Origin of the sequence: Paeniglutamicibacter sp. NPDC012692 (assembly GCF_042901625.1) — a bacterium.
Classification (GTDB): domain Bacteria; phylum Actinomycetota; class Actinomycetes; order Actinomycetales; family Micrococcaceae; genus Paeniglutamicibacter.
The window spans coordinates 416,513-430,376 of sequence record NZ_JBIBDE010000002.1 but is presented as its reverse complement, the minus strand read 5'-3'; the positions used below and the strand labels follow the sequence as shown (position 1 = coordinate 430,376).

Here is a 13,864-nt window from a genome sequence, read left to right as displayed (position 1 = left end):
TATTATCGAAAACATGAATATGACCAGTTTCAACAACCCGACAGTCCACGCGCCCTCAGCGGTTCTGGAACACGAGCTCGTTCCGGCGGACCAGTCGGTTGCCGGGGATCCCACCACCGCTGCCGAGCGGCTGGGAGAGATCTTCGGCGTGGAGTTCGGTCTCTGGGAAATGAGCGCCGGAATCATGACCGACGTCGAGGCGGAGGAACTCTTCGTGGTGCTCAGCGGTTCCGCCACCGTGCAGATCCACGAAGCCAACGGCTTCGCCGCGGACGTGCTCAAACTCGAGCCGGGAACCGTCTGCCGCCTCGGCGAGGGCATGCGCACCACCTGGATCTTGGACGCACCGCTGCGCAAGCTGTACCTGACGCAGGCATAACGGGCAAACAATGGCGGGGTCCGTGGGATTTAGCACCACGGACGCCGCCATTTCCAGCTGGGTCGGTGGTTATTCCTGCCTGGTTGTGAGTCTGTTCTGGCAGGCAAGAGCCTTTTCCCGGTGGAGCCATCACCCCGTAGAAGCATCCGAGACGCTCCCGAGGACCTCACCTAGACGGGAGTCGCAATGACGAGCATGACGCATCCGGTGCGGGTGACGTATGGCCCATGTGGCATGTTGGGCTGTCGACTCGTGTAAGCCCCGGCCAGGAACGTCTCATTTAGCGTGAGATCCGTGAGCTCCCCCGAGAGTAGAAAGACTTCCTCGGCGAAGTCGTGACTGATGACCCCGCTGTGACTGGTGTCCAGCCCCGCGTCCCACTTTGAAAGTTGGGTCGAGGCGCCACTGTCGTCATGGCTAAGTATCTTCTGGCTCACCCCCGCGAAGTCTGGATCGGGGATCCATTCCAAAGCTGATGTGTCGAAGAATTCGTGTTCGGCTTTCAACCAAATACTCCTCAATGGTGCGTACAACGACGCTTTGCTGTTCGGTCTTGCATGGACTTTCGCGTTGACATCGTTTCCGCAGGAGACGGTGTTCGGAATGCCTCGGTGCCGTTGTTCATCGACAGGCGACGTGCAACGGCACCGAGTGCAAATGCTGGTGGGCCGGCGCGAACGGATGCTGCTGCTTTTTCGCCCGACCGACTTGAACCTTCTTAGCCGATGGGTGCGGCCATTTGCTCCACAACATACTGTGCATTGATGTTGTCTCCGGTCGCAGGATCGGTCATTTCAACCTTCCAGCTGCGAGCGAATTGGTCGATGCCGCCGCGCATGGCCACCGTTCCCGAAATGAGAACCGTGCCAGGCTGCGCCAAACCGCGGTCCCTTAGAACGTCAAGCCAATAGTCCGGAGTCAGCAAGGCTCCAAGCGTGCTGTCCTGAATGAGGGTGTCAGGCGTGTCGCCGGTGCCTACCCAGCCCTTCAGGGTGATCTGATCGAGTCGGTCTCGGACGTCGTCCAGGCGCCAAGCCTTGCGGCCGAGGATGTCTGGACTCGCGTTTTTGCTCCATGCCACGCCATGCACCTCAAGGTCCCGGTCCGTGTGGTCGCAAGCCACAGTCAAGAGGACGCCGTCGTCGGTGATGACAAGTGCCCATTCGGCCTCGCCCGAGGTGCGGTCATGTTGTACGCGGACCTCGGAAGCCTGCTGGGCGAGGTATGTGGATACCGGATAGAGCGCTGGAGTAGTGGAGGGGCCAGGGACACCCAGTTCCGCGAGTTCGGCAATGTGCGCTTGCACTTCATCTTGCTCCCGCCCGGCGTATCCGGCATTGAGAAGGTGCTTCACCTCGATGACCTTGGTGCTGCCATCGGGAAGTTCGAAGCTCAAAACAGTCATTGGGGATCCGTTCTCTTGGGGTGCCGGGGAAACTTTCATCCGCAGCCTATGGTCAATGTACTCCTAGTATGCGTAATGTATACATTTAACGCCAGCGTGACAGGCGTCACCAAACGAATCTCTGAGAAGGACTAAACACCATGGCCAAATCTCCAGTGCCACTCGTGGACGTTAGGCACCATCCGGACAAGCCAGTACGTCCGAAAGGCTTGTACAAGGCCTTCGCGGCCAGTCTTACCGGAACGGCACTTGAATGGTACGACTTCGCCGTCTACTCCGCTGCTGCGGCCGTAGTTTTCCCCATCATCTTCTTCCCGGCCTCTGATCCGCTGACGGGAACCATTCTGGCGTTCTCAACCTATGCTGTCGGCTATGTTTCCAGGCCGATCGGCGGAATCGTTTTTGGCCGGCTCGGCGACAAGATTGGGCGCAAGAAGGTCCTTGTGGTGACCCTGATGATCATCGGTGTCGCCACCGTACTGATTGGAGTGCTGCCCGGCTATGCAAGTTTGGGTATCGCAGCCCCGATTATTCTTGTTCTCTTGCGTTTCGCCCAAGGCGTGGGCGTTGGCGGTGAATGGGGCGGGGCGGTCCTGCTTTCGAGCGAGTATGGCGACCCGAACCGACGTGGATTCTGGGCTTCGGCAGCCCAAATTGGCCCGCCTGCCGGAAACCTGCTGGCAAACGGTGCACTTGCCGTGTTGACCGTTTCACTGACTGAAGAGCAATTCCTGAGTTTCGGATGGCGCATTGCCTTCCTGTTGTCCGCACTGCTGATCGCCTTTGGACTGTGGATCCGGCTAAAGCTCGAAGACACGCCGATCTTCAAGGCGATCGAAGCTCACGGGGAGCAGCCGGCTGCTCCGATTCGTGAAGTTTTCAGCAAGGAATTGCGTCCATTGATTGCCGCTACTTTGTGCCGAGTTGGCCCCGATGTGGTCTACGCATTGTTCACCGTCTTTACGCTGACCTATGGAATCCAAGTTCTCGGGTTCGAGCGGGGCCAGGTGCTGACAGCCGTCCTCATCGGTTCGGCATTCCAGCTATTCATGATCCCCCTTGCAGGGGCGGTTTCGGACCGCATCAATCGTCGACTCGTGTATGGCGCGGCAGCCGTTCTTGCGGCTGTCTGGGCATTCGTGTTCTTCGCCGTCCTTGGTGGTGAGAGCGAGGCCATGTTGATTGTCGGCATTGTCCTGGGGCTCATGACCCACTCGTTCATGTATGGACCGCAGGCTGCCTTCATCGTGGAACAGTTCTCTCCGCGTTTGCGCTCCACCGGCAGCTCCCTTGCGTACACATTCGCGGGTGTCATTGGCGGCGCAATTGCCCCGCTGATGTTCACGCTGCTGCTTTCGTCCTACAAGAGCTGGGTTCCGGTGGCGATTTACGTGGCCGTGGCTGTCGCCATCACGCTGATTGGCCTTGGTCTCGGGCGAAATCCCAACCCCTCCGAGGACGAGGAATACCGCCTTATCCTGGAAGGCGGACATCCGGAGAACCTGCCGGATGAAAATGCCGACGCAGGTTCGTCGGTGCGCTGATCAGGTGCGAAGCAGGATGTCTCGGGTGACGGCCAGATGATGTCCGATGGCCTCGTTGGCCTTTGCGGTATCGCCGGACGCCAGGGCGTCGAGGATGTCCTGGTGTTCGGCGCAGACCTGCTCTCGCCGACCACCCGTTCGGGACAATGCCGAGACCCCCACCAGGATCTGGCGGACGTGGAGTTTGCTGTAGCTGCGGGAGAGGAGCTCATTGTCGACGGCGTCAATGAGTTGTTGGTGAAACAGTGTGTCCAGTCGAATGAACTCCCGGGCGGCATCGGGAGTCAGATGGTCGGGCATGGAAGCCTGGAGATCCAGGGTCTCTTGCATGGCCTCCAGGGGGACTGCGTTCTTGGCTATGACGAATTGGGCGGCGTGACATTCCAAAACGCCGCGAACATCCATGAGCTCGGAAATCTCGCGCCCGGTCACTACCGGAACATACGCACCGCGTTGGGGAATCAATTCGACAAGTCCATCCGAAACCAAGAGCAGGAGAGCCTCACGCACTGGGGTTCGGGATACGCCGATCTCGGCTGCGAGTTCCTGCTCGTTGAGGAACTTTCCCTGCATTTCAGGGTCAATCAGGATGTTTTCGCGTAAATAGGAGTACGCCTTCTCCCTGCCGGAGGACGTTGTCCGTGAAGTAGTTCGCATACATTAGGTATACAACAGAATGGAATGATTTTCATGCGATTAGCACTTGCCCAAATCGTTAGTACTGCAGATTCGGCACAAAACCTGTCCATTGTTCGAGATTACGCCAAGCGTGCCTCTTCCGCCGGAGCGGAGCTCGTCGTTTTTCCCGAAGCAACGATGTGCGCTTTCGGGAATCCCTTGCTCGATGTCGCCGAACCCTTGGACGGGCCGTGGGCTGAGGAAGTACGCGCCATTGCCCGCGATCTTGGGATTGTGATCGTGGCGGGAATGTTCACCCCGGGATCGGGCGCCAGGGTGCGCAATACATTGCTGGTTACCGGGCCGGGAGTCGAGACTTCATACGACAAAATCCATCTCTTCGATGCCTTTGGATTCTTCGAGTCGGATGGCGTCGACGCCGGCGAGTCACCCGTAACCTTTGAGCACAACGGAACGGTCTTCGGACTGGCCACCTGCTACGACATCAGATTCCCCGCGCTTTTCACTTCGAATGCAAGAGCAGGAGCAATGGTCAACATTGTTTGTGCCTCATGGGGTATTGGCGAAGGCAAAGCAGAACAATGGGACGTGCTGGTGCGCGCCCGTGCATTGGACAGCACCACTTTCATCGTCGCGTGCGGGCAAGGTGATCCGTCAACTGTCGGAATTGATGCCAATGGAGCAGCGCCTACCGGGATGGGTCACAGCGCGGTGGCTTCCCCTGCGGGAAAGTCCCTGCTGGCCCTGGGCGCCGGGCCGGAGCTGGCAGTGTTCGACATTGACACGAACGAAGTTCCCGACATCCGGCTCAAATTACCGGTCCTTGCCAACGCCCGGAGCCTCTAAAGCGCGTCATGGCTGCCGGCGGTCACCAACCCCCGTCGGCTTCGGCTGGTGGATTTCAGGGTTCGTTGCCACAGCACCAATTCCTTCCGAGACAACCGTTGTATGTCGTTGGCCGCCCACCTATGCTGTTCGCGTCAAACCCACGAACGGCAGGGCAACGCGGCCAGGACTCGTGCTTGGAGCGCCCGGAGAATGGAGCAAGCCATGAGCGACGAACAGGTTGGCCGCAACCTCAAGGGAATGGACGATCTCGACTTCGACGGTTGGAACAACGCCGACTGGAGCGGCGTCTTTGCCCACCACCACACCGATGACGTGCTCGTGGATTGGAAGGGCCAGGAACCCACCCGCGGCGTCGCGGCGCACATTGACGCGATGAAGGCCTTTGTCGAATCCGTCGGGGGCACGCCGCCCCGGATCGCCTCCCACCCGATCGCCTTCGGATCCGGCGAATGGACCTGTGTCATCGGCGAGTTCGAGGACGGGAGCCGCATGGTGACGGTCGCGAAGTGGCGTGACGGCGCGATCGCCGAGGAATACATCTGGGCGTAAGCCCCCCCACCATGTACGGAAGCCGCCCCCAAATAGGAGCGGCTTCCGTTTTTCATCGATATTTCATCAATGATGCGCCTCGTCCATCCAGGCGACCGGACGGTCCGGGTTCTACTTTTCAGTCATGTCCAGATGCGGCGTCGGACGGCGGAAGCCGCGGGTGATGACCAGCAGCCAGATGAAGCCGATGCCGAGCCACACCAGCCCGATGGTCAGGGCGGTCGCCGACAGGCTGGTCCACAGCCAGACCGTTAGTGCCAGGCCGACTAGCGGCAGCACCAGGAACCTGAAGGTGTCCACCGCTCCTCGCCTGCCCTCGTCGAAGAAATAGTGCTTGATGACCGCGAGGTTGACAGCGGAGAACGCGACCAGCGCCCCGAAGCTCACGGTCTCGGAGATCAGCTGCAGCGTCACGAAGAGCGAGCCCATGGCGATCACCGACACCGCCAGGATGGAGAGGACCGGGGTGTTGAACCTGCGGCTGAGCCGCCCGAAGAAGGACTTGGGCAGCACGCCGTCGCGGCCCATCGCGTAGAGGATCCGGGCCACGGACGCCTGCGCGGCGATCGAGGAGCCGATGCCGCCCGCGGTGAACGCGGCCAGGAAGATCGCGGCGAACGCCTGCCCGCCGACGGACAGCATGACGTCCATCGCCGCGGCATCCGGGTCGCTGAACACGTTGCTGGGGTAGGCCAGCTGGGCCACGTAGGCGAGGATGACAAACAGGATGCCCGCCCCGAGGGTGACCAGCGTGATGGCGATCGGCAGCGAGCGGCGCGGGTTCTTGGTCTCCTCCGCCAGGGTGGAGATCGAGTCGAAGCCCAGGAACGACAGGCACAGGATTGCGGCGCCGCTCATCAGCGGGGCGAACCCGTCGGCGGTGCCATCGCCGGTGAACGGCTTGGTGATGCTCAGGTCGGCCTGTCCGGTGGCCGAGGCGACTGCCATCGCGATGAACACCACGATGAACACCGTCTGGACGGCGATGATCGCCAGGTTGGCCCGCGTGACCGAGACGATCCCGATGATGTTCAGCGTGGTGACAAGGCCGATGACCACGACGATGAACACCCAGTTGGGGATCGCCGGGAAGGCGGCATTGAGGTAGATGCCCGTGACCAGGTAGTTCAGCATGGGCAGGAAGAGGTAATCCAGCAGCAGCGACCAGCCGGCCATCAGCCCGGTGGCCGGGCCGAAGCTTTTCTGCGTGTAGGTGTAGGCGGAGCCCGCATAGGGGAACGCCTTGGACATGAGCCCGTAGGAGCGCGCGGTGAACATCATGACGCACAGGGTGATCAGGTAGGCCAGGGGCAGGCGCCCGCCGGAGACCTGGGTGACGATCCCGTAGGTGGTGAAGACCGTCAGCGGAACCATGTAGACCAGCCCGAAGAGCACCAGGCCGGGGATGCCCAGGACGCGCTTGAGCTGTGGTGCGGCCGGGCTGGCGCCTGCGGCCTGGAGCTGTGCCGCGCTGGGGTTACTGTTCGACATGGCGCTGTGGCCCTTCGTGGTAGGTGTTGATGTCGTTTGCGTTGTCGTTCGTGTAGGTCGGCTCGCCCGCAAGGTAGGTGGCGATGACGGGGTTGGCGGGGAGCTCGGCCGGCGCCGCGGAGCGCGGATCCCGCCCGAGCCACACCAGGTCGGCGCTGTGGCCCGCGGCCAGGGTGCCCCACGGGGTCGGGTGCGCATCGGCGAATCCCTGGAAGGCGGTGCCGCGCGTGTAGATGTCCAGCGCGTCCTCGATCCCGATGATTTGCTCCGGGACCCAGCCGCCGTCCGGGTCCCCGTCGGTGGTGGTCCGCGACGCGGCAATGGCGATGCCCTCGCGCGGGTCGGCGGAGGACGCGGGCCAGTCAGAACCGAAGGCGAGCCGGGCGCCGGATTCGGCCAGCGTGCGGGTCTTGTATTGCGTGTCGGCACGTTCCCGGCCCAACCGCGGGATCGTCAGCACCGTCATGAGCGCGTCCAGCTGGGCCCAGAGCGGCTGCATGTTTGCCACGACGCCCAGCTCGGCAAAGCGCGCCAGGTCCCGGTCGCTGGCGAGCTGCACGTGGGTGACCACGGGTCGCGCCGCGGCCCCTTCGGCGAGGTGCTCCGAATGCTCCATGGCGTCGAGGGAAATGCGCACCGCGTCGTCGCCGATGGCGTGGATGTAGGGCTGGAATCCTTCGGCCCGCACGGCCGCGACGGCCCTGGACAGCTCAGCCGGCTCCCAGATCCTCATGCCGTGGTGTTCCGCCGTGCAGTACGGGTCCAGCAGGGACGCCGTCTCGTTCTCGATGACCCCGTCGGCGAAGAACTTGATGGTGTTGAACGTGAGGTTCGGGTGGTTCAGGGCCCGGATCTCCTCGCGAGCCGCAAGCATCTCCTGAAGCGAACCCGGGAAGTGCCGCGGGTCGGCGATCAGGGCGATGTTCATGCGCACCTTGAGCAGTCCGCGCCGGGCCGCCTCGATGTAGACCTTGTAGTTGTCCAGTTCGGCCCAGGACTCCTGGGCCCAAGTGATGCCGAAGGACGTGAACATGTCCAGGGCGGTGGCCAGCGCCTGCAGCCGCACCTCGAAGGCCGGGGGAGGGCAGACCGCGGCCATCAGGTCCAGGGCTCCCCATTCGCGCAGCACGCCGAGCGGTTCGCCATCTGCTCGCCGCGGGATTTCACCCATCTCCGGCTCGGGGGTGTCCTTGGTGATCGAGGCCCTGCGCAGCGCCTCCGAATTGCACCAGAGCGTGTGGCCGTCCCAGCCACGCAGGACCACGGGGCGGTCGGCAACGCCCTCGTCGAGCCAGCGGGCCTCGAACAGGCCGCCCTCGGCGAGCGAACCGTTGTAGGCAACGCCCTGGATCCATTCCTCGTTCGGATTTTCCTCGGCGTAGCGCCGGACCTCGGCGACAACGGCCTCCACGGAGGTGAGCCCGACCAGTCTGGGGCCGAAATTTTCAAGACCGCCATGGATCGGGTGGGAGTGGCCCTCGCCGAACCCCGGCATGAGGAACCCGCCTTCGAGGTCGATCGCCTCGTGGTCGATGTCCTTGGCGCGTTGCACGGCTTCGTCGCCGAGCGCGGCGATGCGGCCGTCGCGGACGAGCAATGCGTGCGTGTCGCCCAGCCCCTTTCCGGGCCAGACGGTTCCTCCGTGAAACAGGGTGGATCTCTGCTGCTGCGTGTTCATGCAAACCCTTTCAAGGCCAAGCAAAGCAAATGGCACGGCTCGGCACCGACCATGAGATGGGAGTGGGGCGCCGAGCAGTACGAACGAACGTCGTTCGTATAAGTAGAATGGAATCTACAGCCGAGGCTAGAGTGTGTCAATGGTCACTTTTGCGGGCTGGTTGCAAGGGTTTTTAGTGTGGGGGAGTCAAGGATGGGCATGAATCGCCGGAAGATCGCCATCGCCGCGCTCGAGTTGGTGGAACGCGAAGGCATCGAGGCGCTCACCATGAAGCGGTTGGCCGAGGAGGTTGACCGGAAGCCCGCGTCTTTGTACAACCACATTGCGGGCAGGCAGGACCTCATCGAGGCGATGCGCGGGATCCTGTCCGAGCACATCGACGCCAGTTTCTTCGAGTCTCTCGGGTGGAGGGATGCGCTGCTGGCCTGGGCGCGCGAGTACCTGAAGGCCTTTGCCCGGCATCCAAAGATCATCGCGGTGATGGCCACGACGGCGATCTCGGACCCCGCGACCCTGGCCGCCTACGAGCAGGTGGTGGCCAGCTTGGCCCGCGGCGGCTGGAGGCGCGGCGAAGCCGTGGCGGTCATGCGCGCCGTGGAGGCTTACGTGCTCGGGTCCGCCCTCGATATCGTGGCACCCGATACGCTGCTCAACCGCGACTCGATCCCAGCGGAACTCACCGAATTGCGCGAGAACCTGGATCCGCGGGATGCGGAGAGCTGGAGCGCGCAGGCGGCATTCGAGCTGGGCATCCACGCACTGCTTGACGGGCTTGTCTCCACCCTCGAGCGAAACGGTGCGAGCCGGGCCCTGTAGCGGCCAAGTGGCACCCGGGCGCAAGAAGGGATTGGCAGCGCCCCCTCCCGCCCCCACGGCCGGTCGGGGCGCTGCCAATCCAGTCTGGAGTGCCGGTGGTCGCCTAGGCGTTTGCCACGGCGTTCATTGCGGGCCACCATGCGGCCCGGGTCCACAGGTTCAACGATTCCTCGAGCGCCTGGCCCAGGGTGAAGACGGTCGCGTCGTCGTAGGTGCGTCCAACCAGCTGCACGCCCGTCGGCAGGCCGTTGGGGGCCATGCCGGAGGGTAGCGCCAGCACCGGCACGCGGCCGATCACGTTGAACGGCACGGTCAGCGCGGATTCGATCCAGGAAACCTTGGCGCCTCCGACATTGACAAGCGCGGCGGGGTCCGCGAAATCCGCGGCCATGCCCTGGGTGGCAAGCGTCGGGCAAAGCAGGGCGTCGTAGGTTTCGAAGACCTTGCCCAGCGGTTCGTAGATGGCGGCCTCGGCCACCAGGCCCTCGGCAAAGGAGCCGGCCTGTGCCGCGCGCTTGGCGAAGTCGAGGGTGTAGGGCATCAACAGATCGGAATCCGCGCCGGCGACCTCGGTGATGAACGGGCCCATGATGCCGCCGAAGTGCGCCCAGGCTGCCTCGACGATCTGCTTGCGGGTCCACGGCAGGGTGATCTCGTCGACGACGACCCCCGCACTGCGCAGTGCCTCGGCGGCGGCGCGGGTGTTGGCCTCGATGACCGGGTCCACGATGTAGTCGCCGAGGTTGATGCACAGGGCGACTCGCATGCCCGCGGCCGCGGCGGCGTTCGGTGCCGGCAGCGTGTAGGCCGGGCGCAGCGAGGCCTGGTCAACGCGGTGCGGGCCGGCGATCACATTCTGCAGCATGGCCACGTCGGCGACGCTGCGGGCCATGGGGCCATCGGCGCAGTAGGTGTCCTGGTTGAAGGGCGCCAGTCCCGGGACGCGCCCGAACGGCGGCTTGAATCCGACGATGCCGGAGAAGGAGGAGGGGATGCGGATGGAGCCGCCGATGTCCGAGCCCGTCGCGAGGATGGACTCGCCCGCGGCCAGCGCCGCGCCGGAGCCGCCCGAGGAGCCGCCCGGGGTCAGTTCCGGGTTCCACGGGTTGCGGGTGACGCCCCACAGCTTGGAGTGCGTGTATGGCGCGCAGCAGAACTCCGGGGTGGTGGTGCGGCCGTGCACCACGGCGCCCGCGGCAAAGATGCGCTCGACGATCGGGTGGCTGACCTCGGCGATGGTGCCCTTTTCGGTCAGTGAGCCTTCCTCTGCAAGGCGTCCGGCGATCGGCTGTTCTTCCTTGAGCAACAGCGGGATGCCTTCCAGGGCCCCGAGTCGCGAGCCGCCTGTGGCAAAGCGTTCCTGCGAGGCGCGCGCGGCGGCGTAGGCGTCGTCAAGCATTTCCTCGGTCAGTGCGTTGATTCCGGGTTCCACGGATGCCGTGCGGGCCACGACCGCGTCGAGCAGTTCGACCGGTGAGAGCTCCTTGGTGTCAAAAAGTTCGCGTGCCTTGGTGGCCGTGAGGTGGTGCAGCTCCATGGGGTGGCTCCAATCGAAAGGTGTACGAAGACGTGTGGGCCACTGATGCGTGACCTGGAATCGAGGGCGCGTGGAATGCCCCTGCATGATGAGACTAGGCTCACGTTTCGATTAAGTCAACGGTGATGACAGCATAGTTGACACCGAGCCTCGAGGGGTGCTTGGAAGGCGCGGGGGATTGGGCGCATGCGGAAACGGCACCATTCGCGGGATCGCGAATGGTGCCGCTGTTGTTCGGTGGTCCGGTCAGGACGCCATGCCGTCGTCGGGACGCGGCAACGCCGAGGGTTGGCGCTCGCCGAGGATGAAGTCGTCCTCGCGGTCGATCCATTGGCGGCGCAGCACGCGCAGCACCAACGACATGTTCATGCCCACGATCCCGGGCAGTGCGCCGATGTCGTTGGTGACAAAATCCGCCAGCGCATCCTCGCTGCGGAAAACCCCGTGGTAGAACACGGAAGCCGGCCCGGCCGTCATGACCGTGTAGCGGGCCGATTCGTGGGCGCTGAGCCGGGCAAGGGCCTCGGGAATGTGCCGGGGCTGAATTTCCAGGCTGATCAGCGCGGTGATCGGGTAGCCCAGCAGTGCCGGTTCGATCTCTGCTCGGGGTCTCGCGGTCCCCGATTCCAGCAGGTTCTGGACCAGCCGGTAGGCGCTGGAATTGCTGATATTGAGCTTGCGGGCCACCTGCGCCGAGGAGACCCTGCCGTCATCGAGCAACATGGCCAGGGCGCCGTGTTCATTGGGGCCCAGGGCGGGGTTGGCTGCGGCCGGCGAGTCCGGGTCGTAATCGGCCAATGCCGTAAGCGTGGCCGTTTGTTCCTCGGTGAGTCGGTGCAGACGCCAGCCGAATCCTTCGCGAGCCGCGCGCAGCACCAGGTCCGAGCGGATCGAGGCGACTCCGTCGATGGCGGGAAGCTGCGTCATGAGCAGCTGCTGGATCTCGGTGTCCGGCAACGGGTAGACGGTGCAGTAGAGGTCGGTCAGCCCGGTGGTCATCATGATCGACTGCACCTCGGGCACCCTGCGCAGCTCGTTGGCCACCGCATCGGTGCGCCCGGGGGCGCACTTGATCCACACCACGTACGGATTTCCGCTGGTCAGTACCGTCCAGCGCGCGGACGCGATCACGCGCAGCACCCCGCGCTCCTGCAGGTTCGCCAAGCGGCGGCTCGCGGTGGTCGGCTTAAGCCCGATGACCTCGGCAATCAGGTTGATCGGCGCCCGCGGAGCGATCTGCAGGGCGGCGACAATGTCTAGGTCGGCGGCGTCGAGTTCCTGGACCAAATTTCCTCCTTGGGATATTTCACCACTATAGTTGCCTTTCGTGACAACAATCACCACTGAACGTGGTGTGGCTGGTTGAAATTATTGATTGGATTGGCTTGTGGTGATGGAAGTGGAGACGGAGACTAAAAAGCCCCGTCGCGGGATTGGTGCCATGTTGAAGTTCATGGACGCCGTGGAACAGTTGGGTAACAGGCTGCCGCATCCCTTCTGGCTTTTCATGGGACTAAGTGTGGTGCTCATGTTCGTCAGCGCCCTGCTGGCGGCCCTGGACGTTTCGGCGGTCTCGCCTGCCACCGGGGAAGTCATCGAGGCACGGAACCTGCTCTCGGCCGAGGGCCTCGAGCTGATGCTCGGCGACCTCATCAAGAACTTCATCACCTTCCCGCCGCTTGGCCTGATCCTGGTGGTCATGCTCGGCGTCGCCATCGCCGACAAGGGCGGCCTGCTCACGGCCGTCATGCGTTCCATGCTGGCACGCGTGCCGGCAAAGATGGTGACGTTCACCGTGGCGCTGACCTCCATGTTCGCCCACATCGCCTCCGATGCGGCATTCATCGTCATGATTCCGCTGGGCATGATCGCTTTCAGGTCGGTGGGCCGCAGCCCTGTCATCGGTGCCATCGTCGCCTACGTGGCCGTCGGCGGCGCGGGCAGCGTCAGCCCCATCATTGAGGGTTCGGATGCCGTCTACGCGGGCCTGACCACGGCAGCGGCACAGACCATTGATCCTAACTACGTGGTTTCCCCCGTAGCAAACTACTTCTTCGGCGTCGTGTCCTCCTTCGTGCTCGCCATTTCGATCACCATCGTGACCGAGCTGATCGTGGCCCGCCGCGTCGAGGCCATGAACAAGGTCATCCCGGACCTGGCCGACCCGACCGGCATCCCCGACATGAAGCTCAACGCCCTTGAGCTCAAGGGCGTACGCAGGGCAGGCATTGCCGCGGCCATCTTCCTGTCCCTGTTGGTGCTCTCCGTGGTGCCACAGGCTTCCCCGCTGCGCGGCGAGGGCGGTTCCATCGTGGACTCCCCGTTGATGGACAACGTCGCCGTGTTCCTGATGATCTTCTTTGCCGTGGTTGGCATCGTCTACGGAAAGACCGTGGGGACCATCAAGTCGGCCCGCGACATTCCCGACCTGATGGGCCAGGGCGTGCGCGACCTGGTCCCCGTGATCGTGCTCTTCTTCGCTGTCTCCCAGTTCCTGGGCTACTTCAAGTGGACCAACGTCGGCCAGCTGGTGGCCATCGGCGGCGCAAACGCGCTCAATTCCGTCGACGCGCCCGTCATGTTGATCTTCGTCGGCGCGATCCTGCTCATCAGCATCATGAACCTGCTGCTCACCAGCGGCATCGCCATGTGGTCGCTGATCGGCCCGGTGCTGGTCCCGATGCTCATGCTGCTGAACATCTACCCCGAGACTTCCCAGGCGCTCTTCCGCATCGCCGACGCGCCGACCAACTCGCTGACCCCGATGAGCCCCTACTTCGTGATCGCCCTTGAATTCATCCGCCGCGTGCGGCCCTCGGCCGGCATCGGCACGCTGATGTCCCTGGTGCTGCCGCTGACGGTCATCAACCTGGTGGTCTGGACCCTCATGTTCCTGGGCTGGTACGCCCTGGGCATCCCGCTGGGCCCGGGCGCCCCGGTTCGCTAACAACCGGCTCGAGACGACATCAAAGCAAGA

13 protein-coding genes are annotated in these 13,864 nt (G+C 63.5%); 6 read left to right on the top strand and 7 right to left on the bottom strand.

Going from position 1 to position 13,864, the window contains the following annotated elements:
* Positions 1 to 13: 13 nt before the first annotated feature.
* Complete coding sequence (locus ACFY5D_RS10115; RefSeq protein ID WP_387528665.1) at positions 14 to 379, top strand: cupin domain-containing protein; 366 nt, start codon at positions 14 to 16, stop codon at positions 377 to 379.
* A 170-nt stretch (positions 380 to 549) separates the two neighbouring features.
* On the opposite strand, the gene ACFY5D_RS10110 is transcribed toward ACFY5D_RS10115, so the two are convergent.
* A complete protein-coding gene (locus tag ACFY5D_RS10110; protein WP_387528662.1) occupies positions 550 to 885 on the bottom strand; it encodes a cupin domain-containing protein in 336 nt (111 codons plus the stop codon).
* 212 nt (positions 886 to 1,097) lie between these two features.
* Entirely contained in the window at positions 1,098 to 1,784 is a 687-nt protein-coding gene (locus ACFY5D_RS10105) for a DUF2848 domain-containing protein (RefSeq protein ID WP_387528661.1), read from the bottom strand.
* Between the two features lie 140 nt (positions 1,785 to 1,924).
* Between ACFY5D_RS10105 and ACFY5D_RS10100 the strand changes: the two genes are divergently transcribed.
* Positions 1,925 to 3,328: an MFS transporter gene (locus tag ACFY5D_RS10100; RefSeq protein ID WP_387528659.1), complete on the top strand. Its 1,404-nt coding sequence runs from the start codon at positions 1,925 to 1,927 to the stop codon at positions 3,326 to 3,328.
* Here ACFY5D_RS10100 and ACFY5D_RS10095 read toward each other — a convergent pair whose 3' ends face one another.
* Entirely contained in the window at positions 3,329 to 3,985 is a 657-nt protein-coding gene (locus ACFY5D_RS10095) for a GntR family transcriptional regulator (RefSeq protein ID WP_387528656.1), read from the bottom strand.
* 33 nt (positions 3,986 to 4,018) lie between these two features.
* Between ACFY5D_RS10095 and ACFY5D_RS10090 the strand changes: the two genes are divergently transcribed.
* Together ACFY5D_RS10090 and ACFY5D_RS10085 are read left to right on the top strand one after the other, a co-directional pair.
* Complete coding sequence (locus ACFY5D_RS10090; RefSeq protein ID WP_387528653.1) at positions 4,019 to 4,813, top strand: carbon-nitrogen hydrolase family protein; 795 nt, start codon at positions 4,019 to 4,021, stop codon at positions 4,811 to 4,813.
* Positions 4,814 to 5,017: 204 nt separating this feature from the next.
* Entirely contained in the window at positions 5,018 to 5,365 is a 348-nt protein-coding gene (locus tag ACFY5D_RS10085) for a hypothetical protein (RefSeq protein ID WP_387528651.1), read from the top strand.
* 111 nt (positions 5,366 to 5,476) lie between these two features.
* Here ACFY5D_RS10085 and ACFY5D_RS10080 read toward each other — a convergent pair whose 3' ends face one another.
* Together ACFY5D_RS10080 and ACFY5D_RS10075 are read right to left on the bottom strand one after the other, a co-directional pair.
* Positions 5,477 to 6,856: an APC family permease gene (locus tag ACFY5D_RS10080; RefSeq protein ID WP_387528649.1), complete on the bottom strand. Its 1,380-nt coding sequence runs from the start codon at positions 6,854 to 6,856 to the stop codon at positions 5,477 to 5,479.
* Positions 6,843 to 8,534, bottom strand: coding sequence for an amidohydrolase (locus tag ACFY5D_RS10075; RefSeq protein ID WP_387528648.1), 1,692 nt, complete (start codon positions 8,532 to 8,534; stop codon positions 6,843 to 6,845). Before ACFY5D_RS10075 ends, ACFY5D_RS10080 begins: the two co-directional genes overlap by 14 nt.
* 198 nt (positions 8,535 to 8,732) lie before the next feature.
* On the opposite strand from ACFY5D_RS10075, the gene ACFY5D_RS10070 reads away from it, so the two are divergent.
* Positions 8,733 to 9,350: a TetR/AcrR family transcriptional regulator gene (locus ACFY5D_RS10070; protein ID WP_387528645.1), complete on the top strand. Its 618-nt coding sequence runs from the start codon at positions 8,733 to 8,735 to the stop codon at positions 9,348 to 9,350.
* Positions 9,351 to 9,453: 103 nt separating this feature from the next.
* Here ACFY5D_RS10070 and ACFY5D_RS10065 read toward each other — a convergent pair whose 3' ends face one another.
* Positions 9,454 to 10,887 (bottom strand): amidase, encoded by a 1,434-nt coding sequence (locus ACFY5D_RS10065; RefSeq protein WP_387528642.1) that lies wholly within the window; start codon positions 10,885 to 10,887, stop codon positions 9,454 to 9,456.
* A 246-nt stretch (positions 10,888 to 11,133) separates the two neighbouring features.
* Positions 11,134 to 12,174 carry an Lrp/AsnC family transcriptional regulator gene (locus ACFY5D_RS10060; RefSeq protein ID WP_387528640.1) on the bottom strand — a complete coding sequence of 347 codons (1,041 nt, stop codon included), beginning with the start codon at positions 12,172 to 12,174 and terminating at the stop codon, positions 11,134 to 11,136.
* A gap of 154 nt (positions 12,175 to 12,328) precedes the next feature.
* Between ACFY5D_RS10060 and ACFY5D_RS10055 the strand changes: the two genes are divergently transcribed.
* On the top strand, positions 12,329 to 13,834 hold the full coding sequence (locus tag ACFY5D_RS10055; protein ID WP_387528637.1) for an AbgT family transporter: 1,506 nt from the start codon (positions 12,329 to 12,331) through the stop codon (positions 13,832 to 13,834).
* Positions 13,835 to 13,864: the final 30 nt, after the last annotated feature.

Bases quoted from the DNA above. Each gene is read 5' to 3' on its own strand.
- ACFY5D_RS10090 (WP_387528653.1), top strand. From the start codon at position 4,019: ATGCGATTAGCACTTGCCCAAATCGTTAGTACTGCAGATTCGGCACAA.
- ACFY5D_RS10070 (WP_387528645.1), top strand. From the start codon at position 8,733: ATGAATCGCCGGAAGATCGCCATCGCCGCGCTCGAGTTGGTGGAACGC.
- ACFY5D_RS10095 (WP_387528656.1), bottom strand. From the start codon at position 3,985: ATGCGAACTACTTCACGGACAACGTCCTCCGGCAGGGAGAAGGCGTAC.
- ACFY5D_RS10105 (WP_387528661.1), bottom strand. From the start codon at position 1,784: ATGACTGTTTTGAGCTTCGAACTTCCCGATGGCAGCACCAAGGTCATC.
- ACFY5D_RS10055 (WP_387528637.1), top strand. From the start codon at position 12,329: ATGTTGAAGTTCATGGACGCCGTGGAACAGTTGGGTAACAGGCTGCCG.
- ACFY5D_RS10085 (WP_387528651.1), top strand. From the start codon at position 5,018: ATGAGCGACGAACAGGTTGGCCGCAACCTCAAGGGAATGGACGATCTC.
- ACFY5D_RS10115 (WP_387528665.1), top strand. From the start codon at position 14: ATGAATATGACCAGTTTCAACAACCCGACAGTCCACGCGCCCTCAGCG.
- ACFY5D_RS10075 (WP_387528648.1), bottom strand. From the start codon at position 8,534: ATGAACACGCAGCAGCAGAGATCCACCCTGTTTCACGGAGGAACCGTC.
- ACFY5D_RS10100 (WP_387528659.1), top strand. From the start codon at position 1,925: ATGGCCAAATCTCCAGTGCCACTCGTGGACGTTAGGCACCATCCGGAC.
- ACFY5D_RS10080 (WP_387528649.1), bottom strand. From the start codon at position 6,856: ATGTCGAACAGTAACCCCAGCGCGGCACAGCTCCAGGCCGCAGGCGCC.
- ACFY5D_RS10065 (WP_387528642.1), bottom strand. From the start codon at position 10,887: ATGGAGCTGCACCACCTCACGGCCACCAAGGCACGCGAACTTTTTGAC.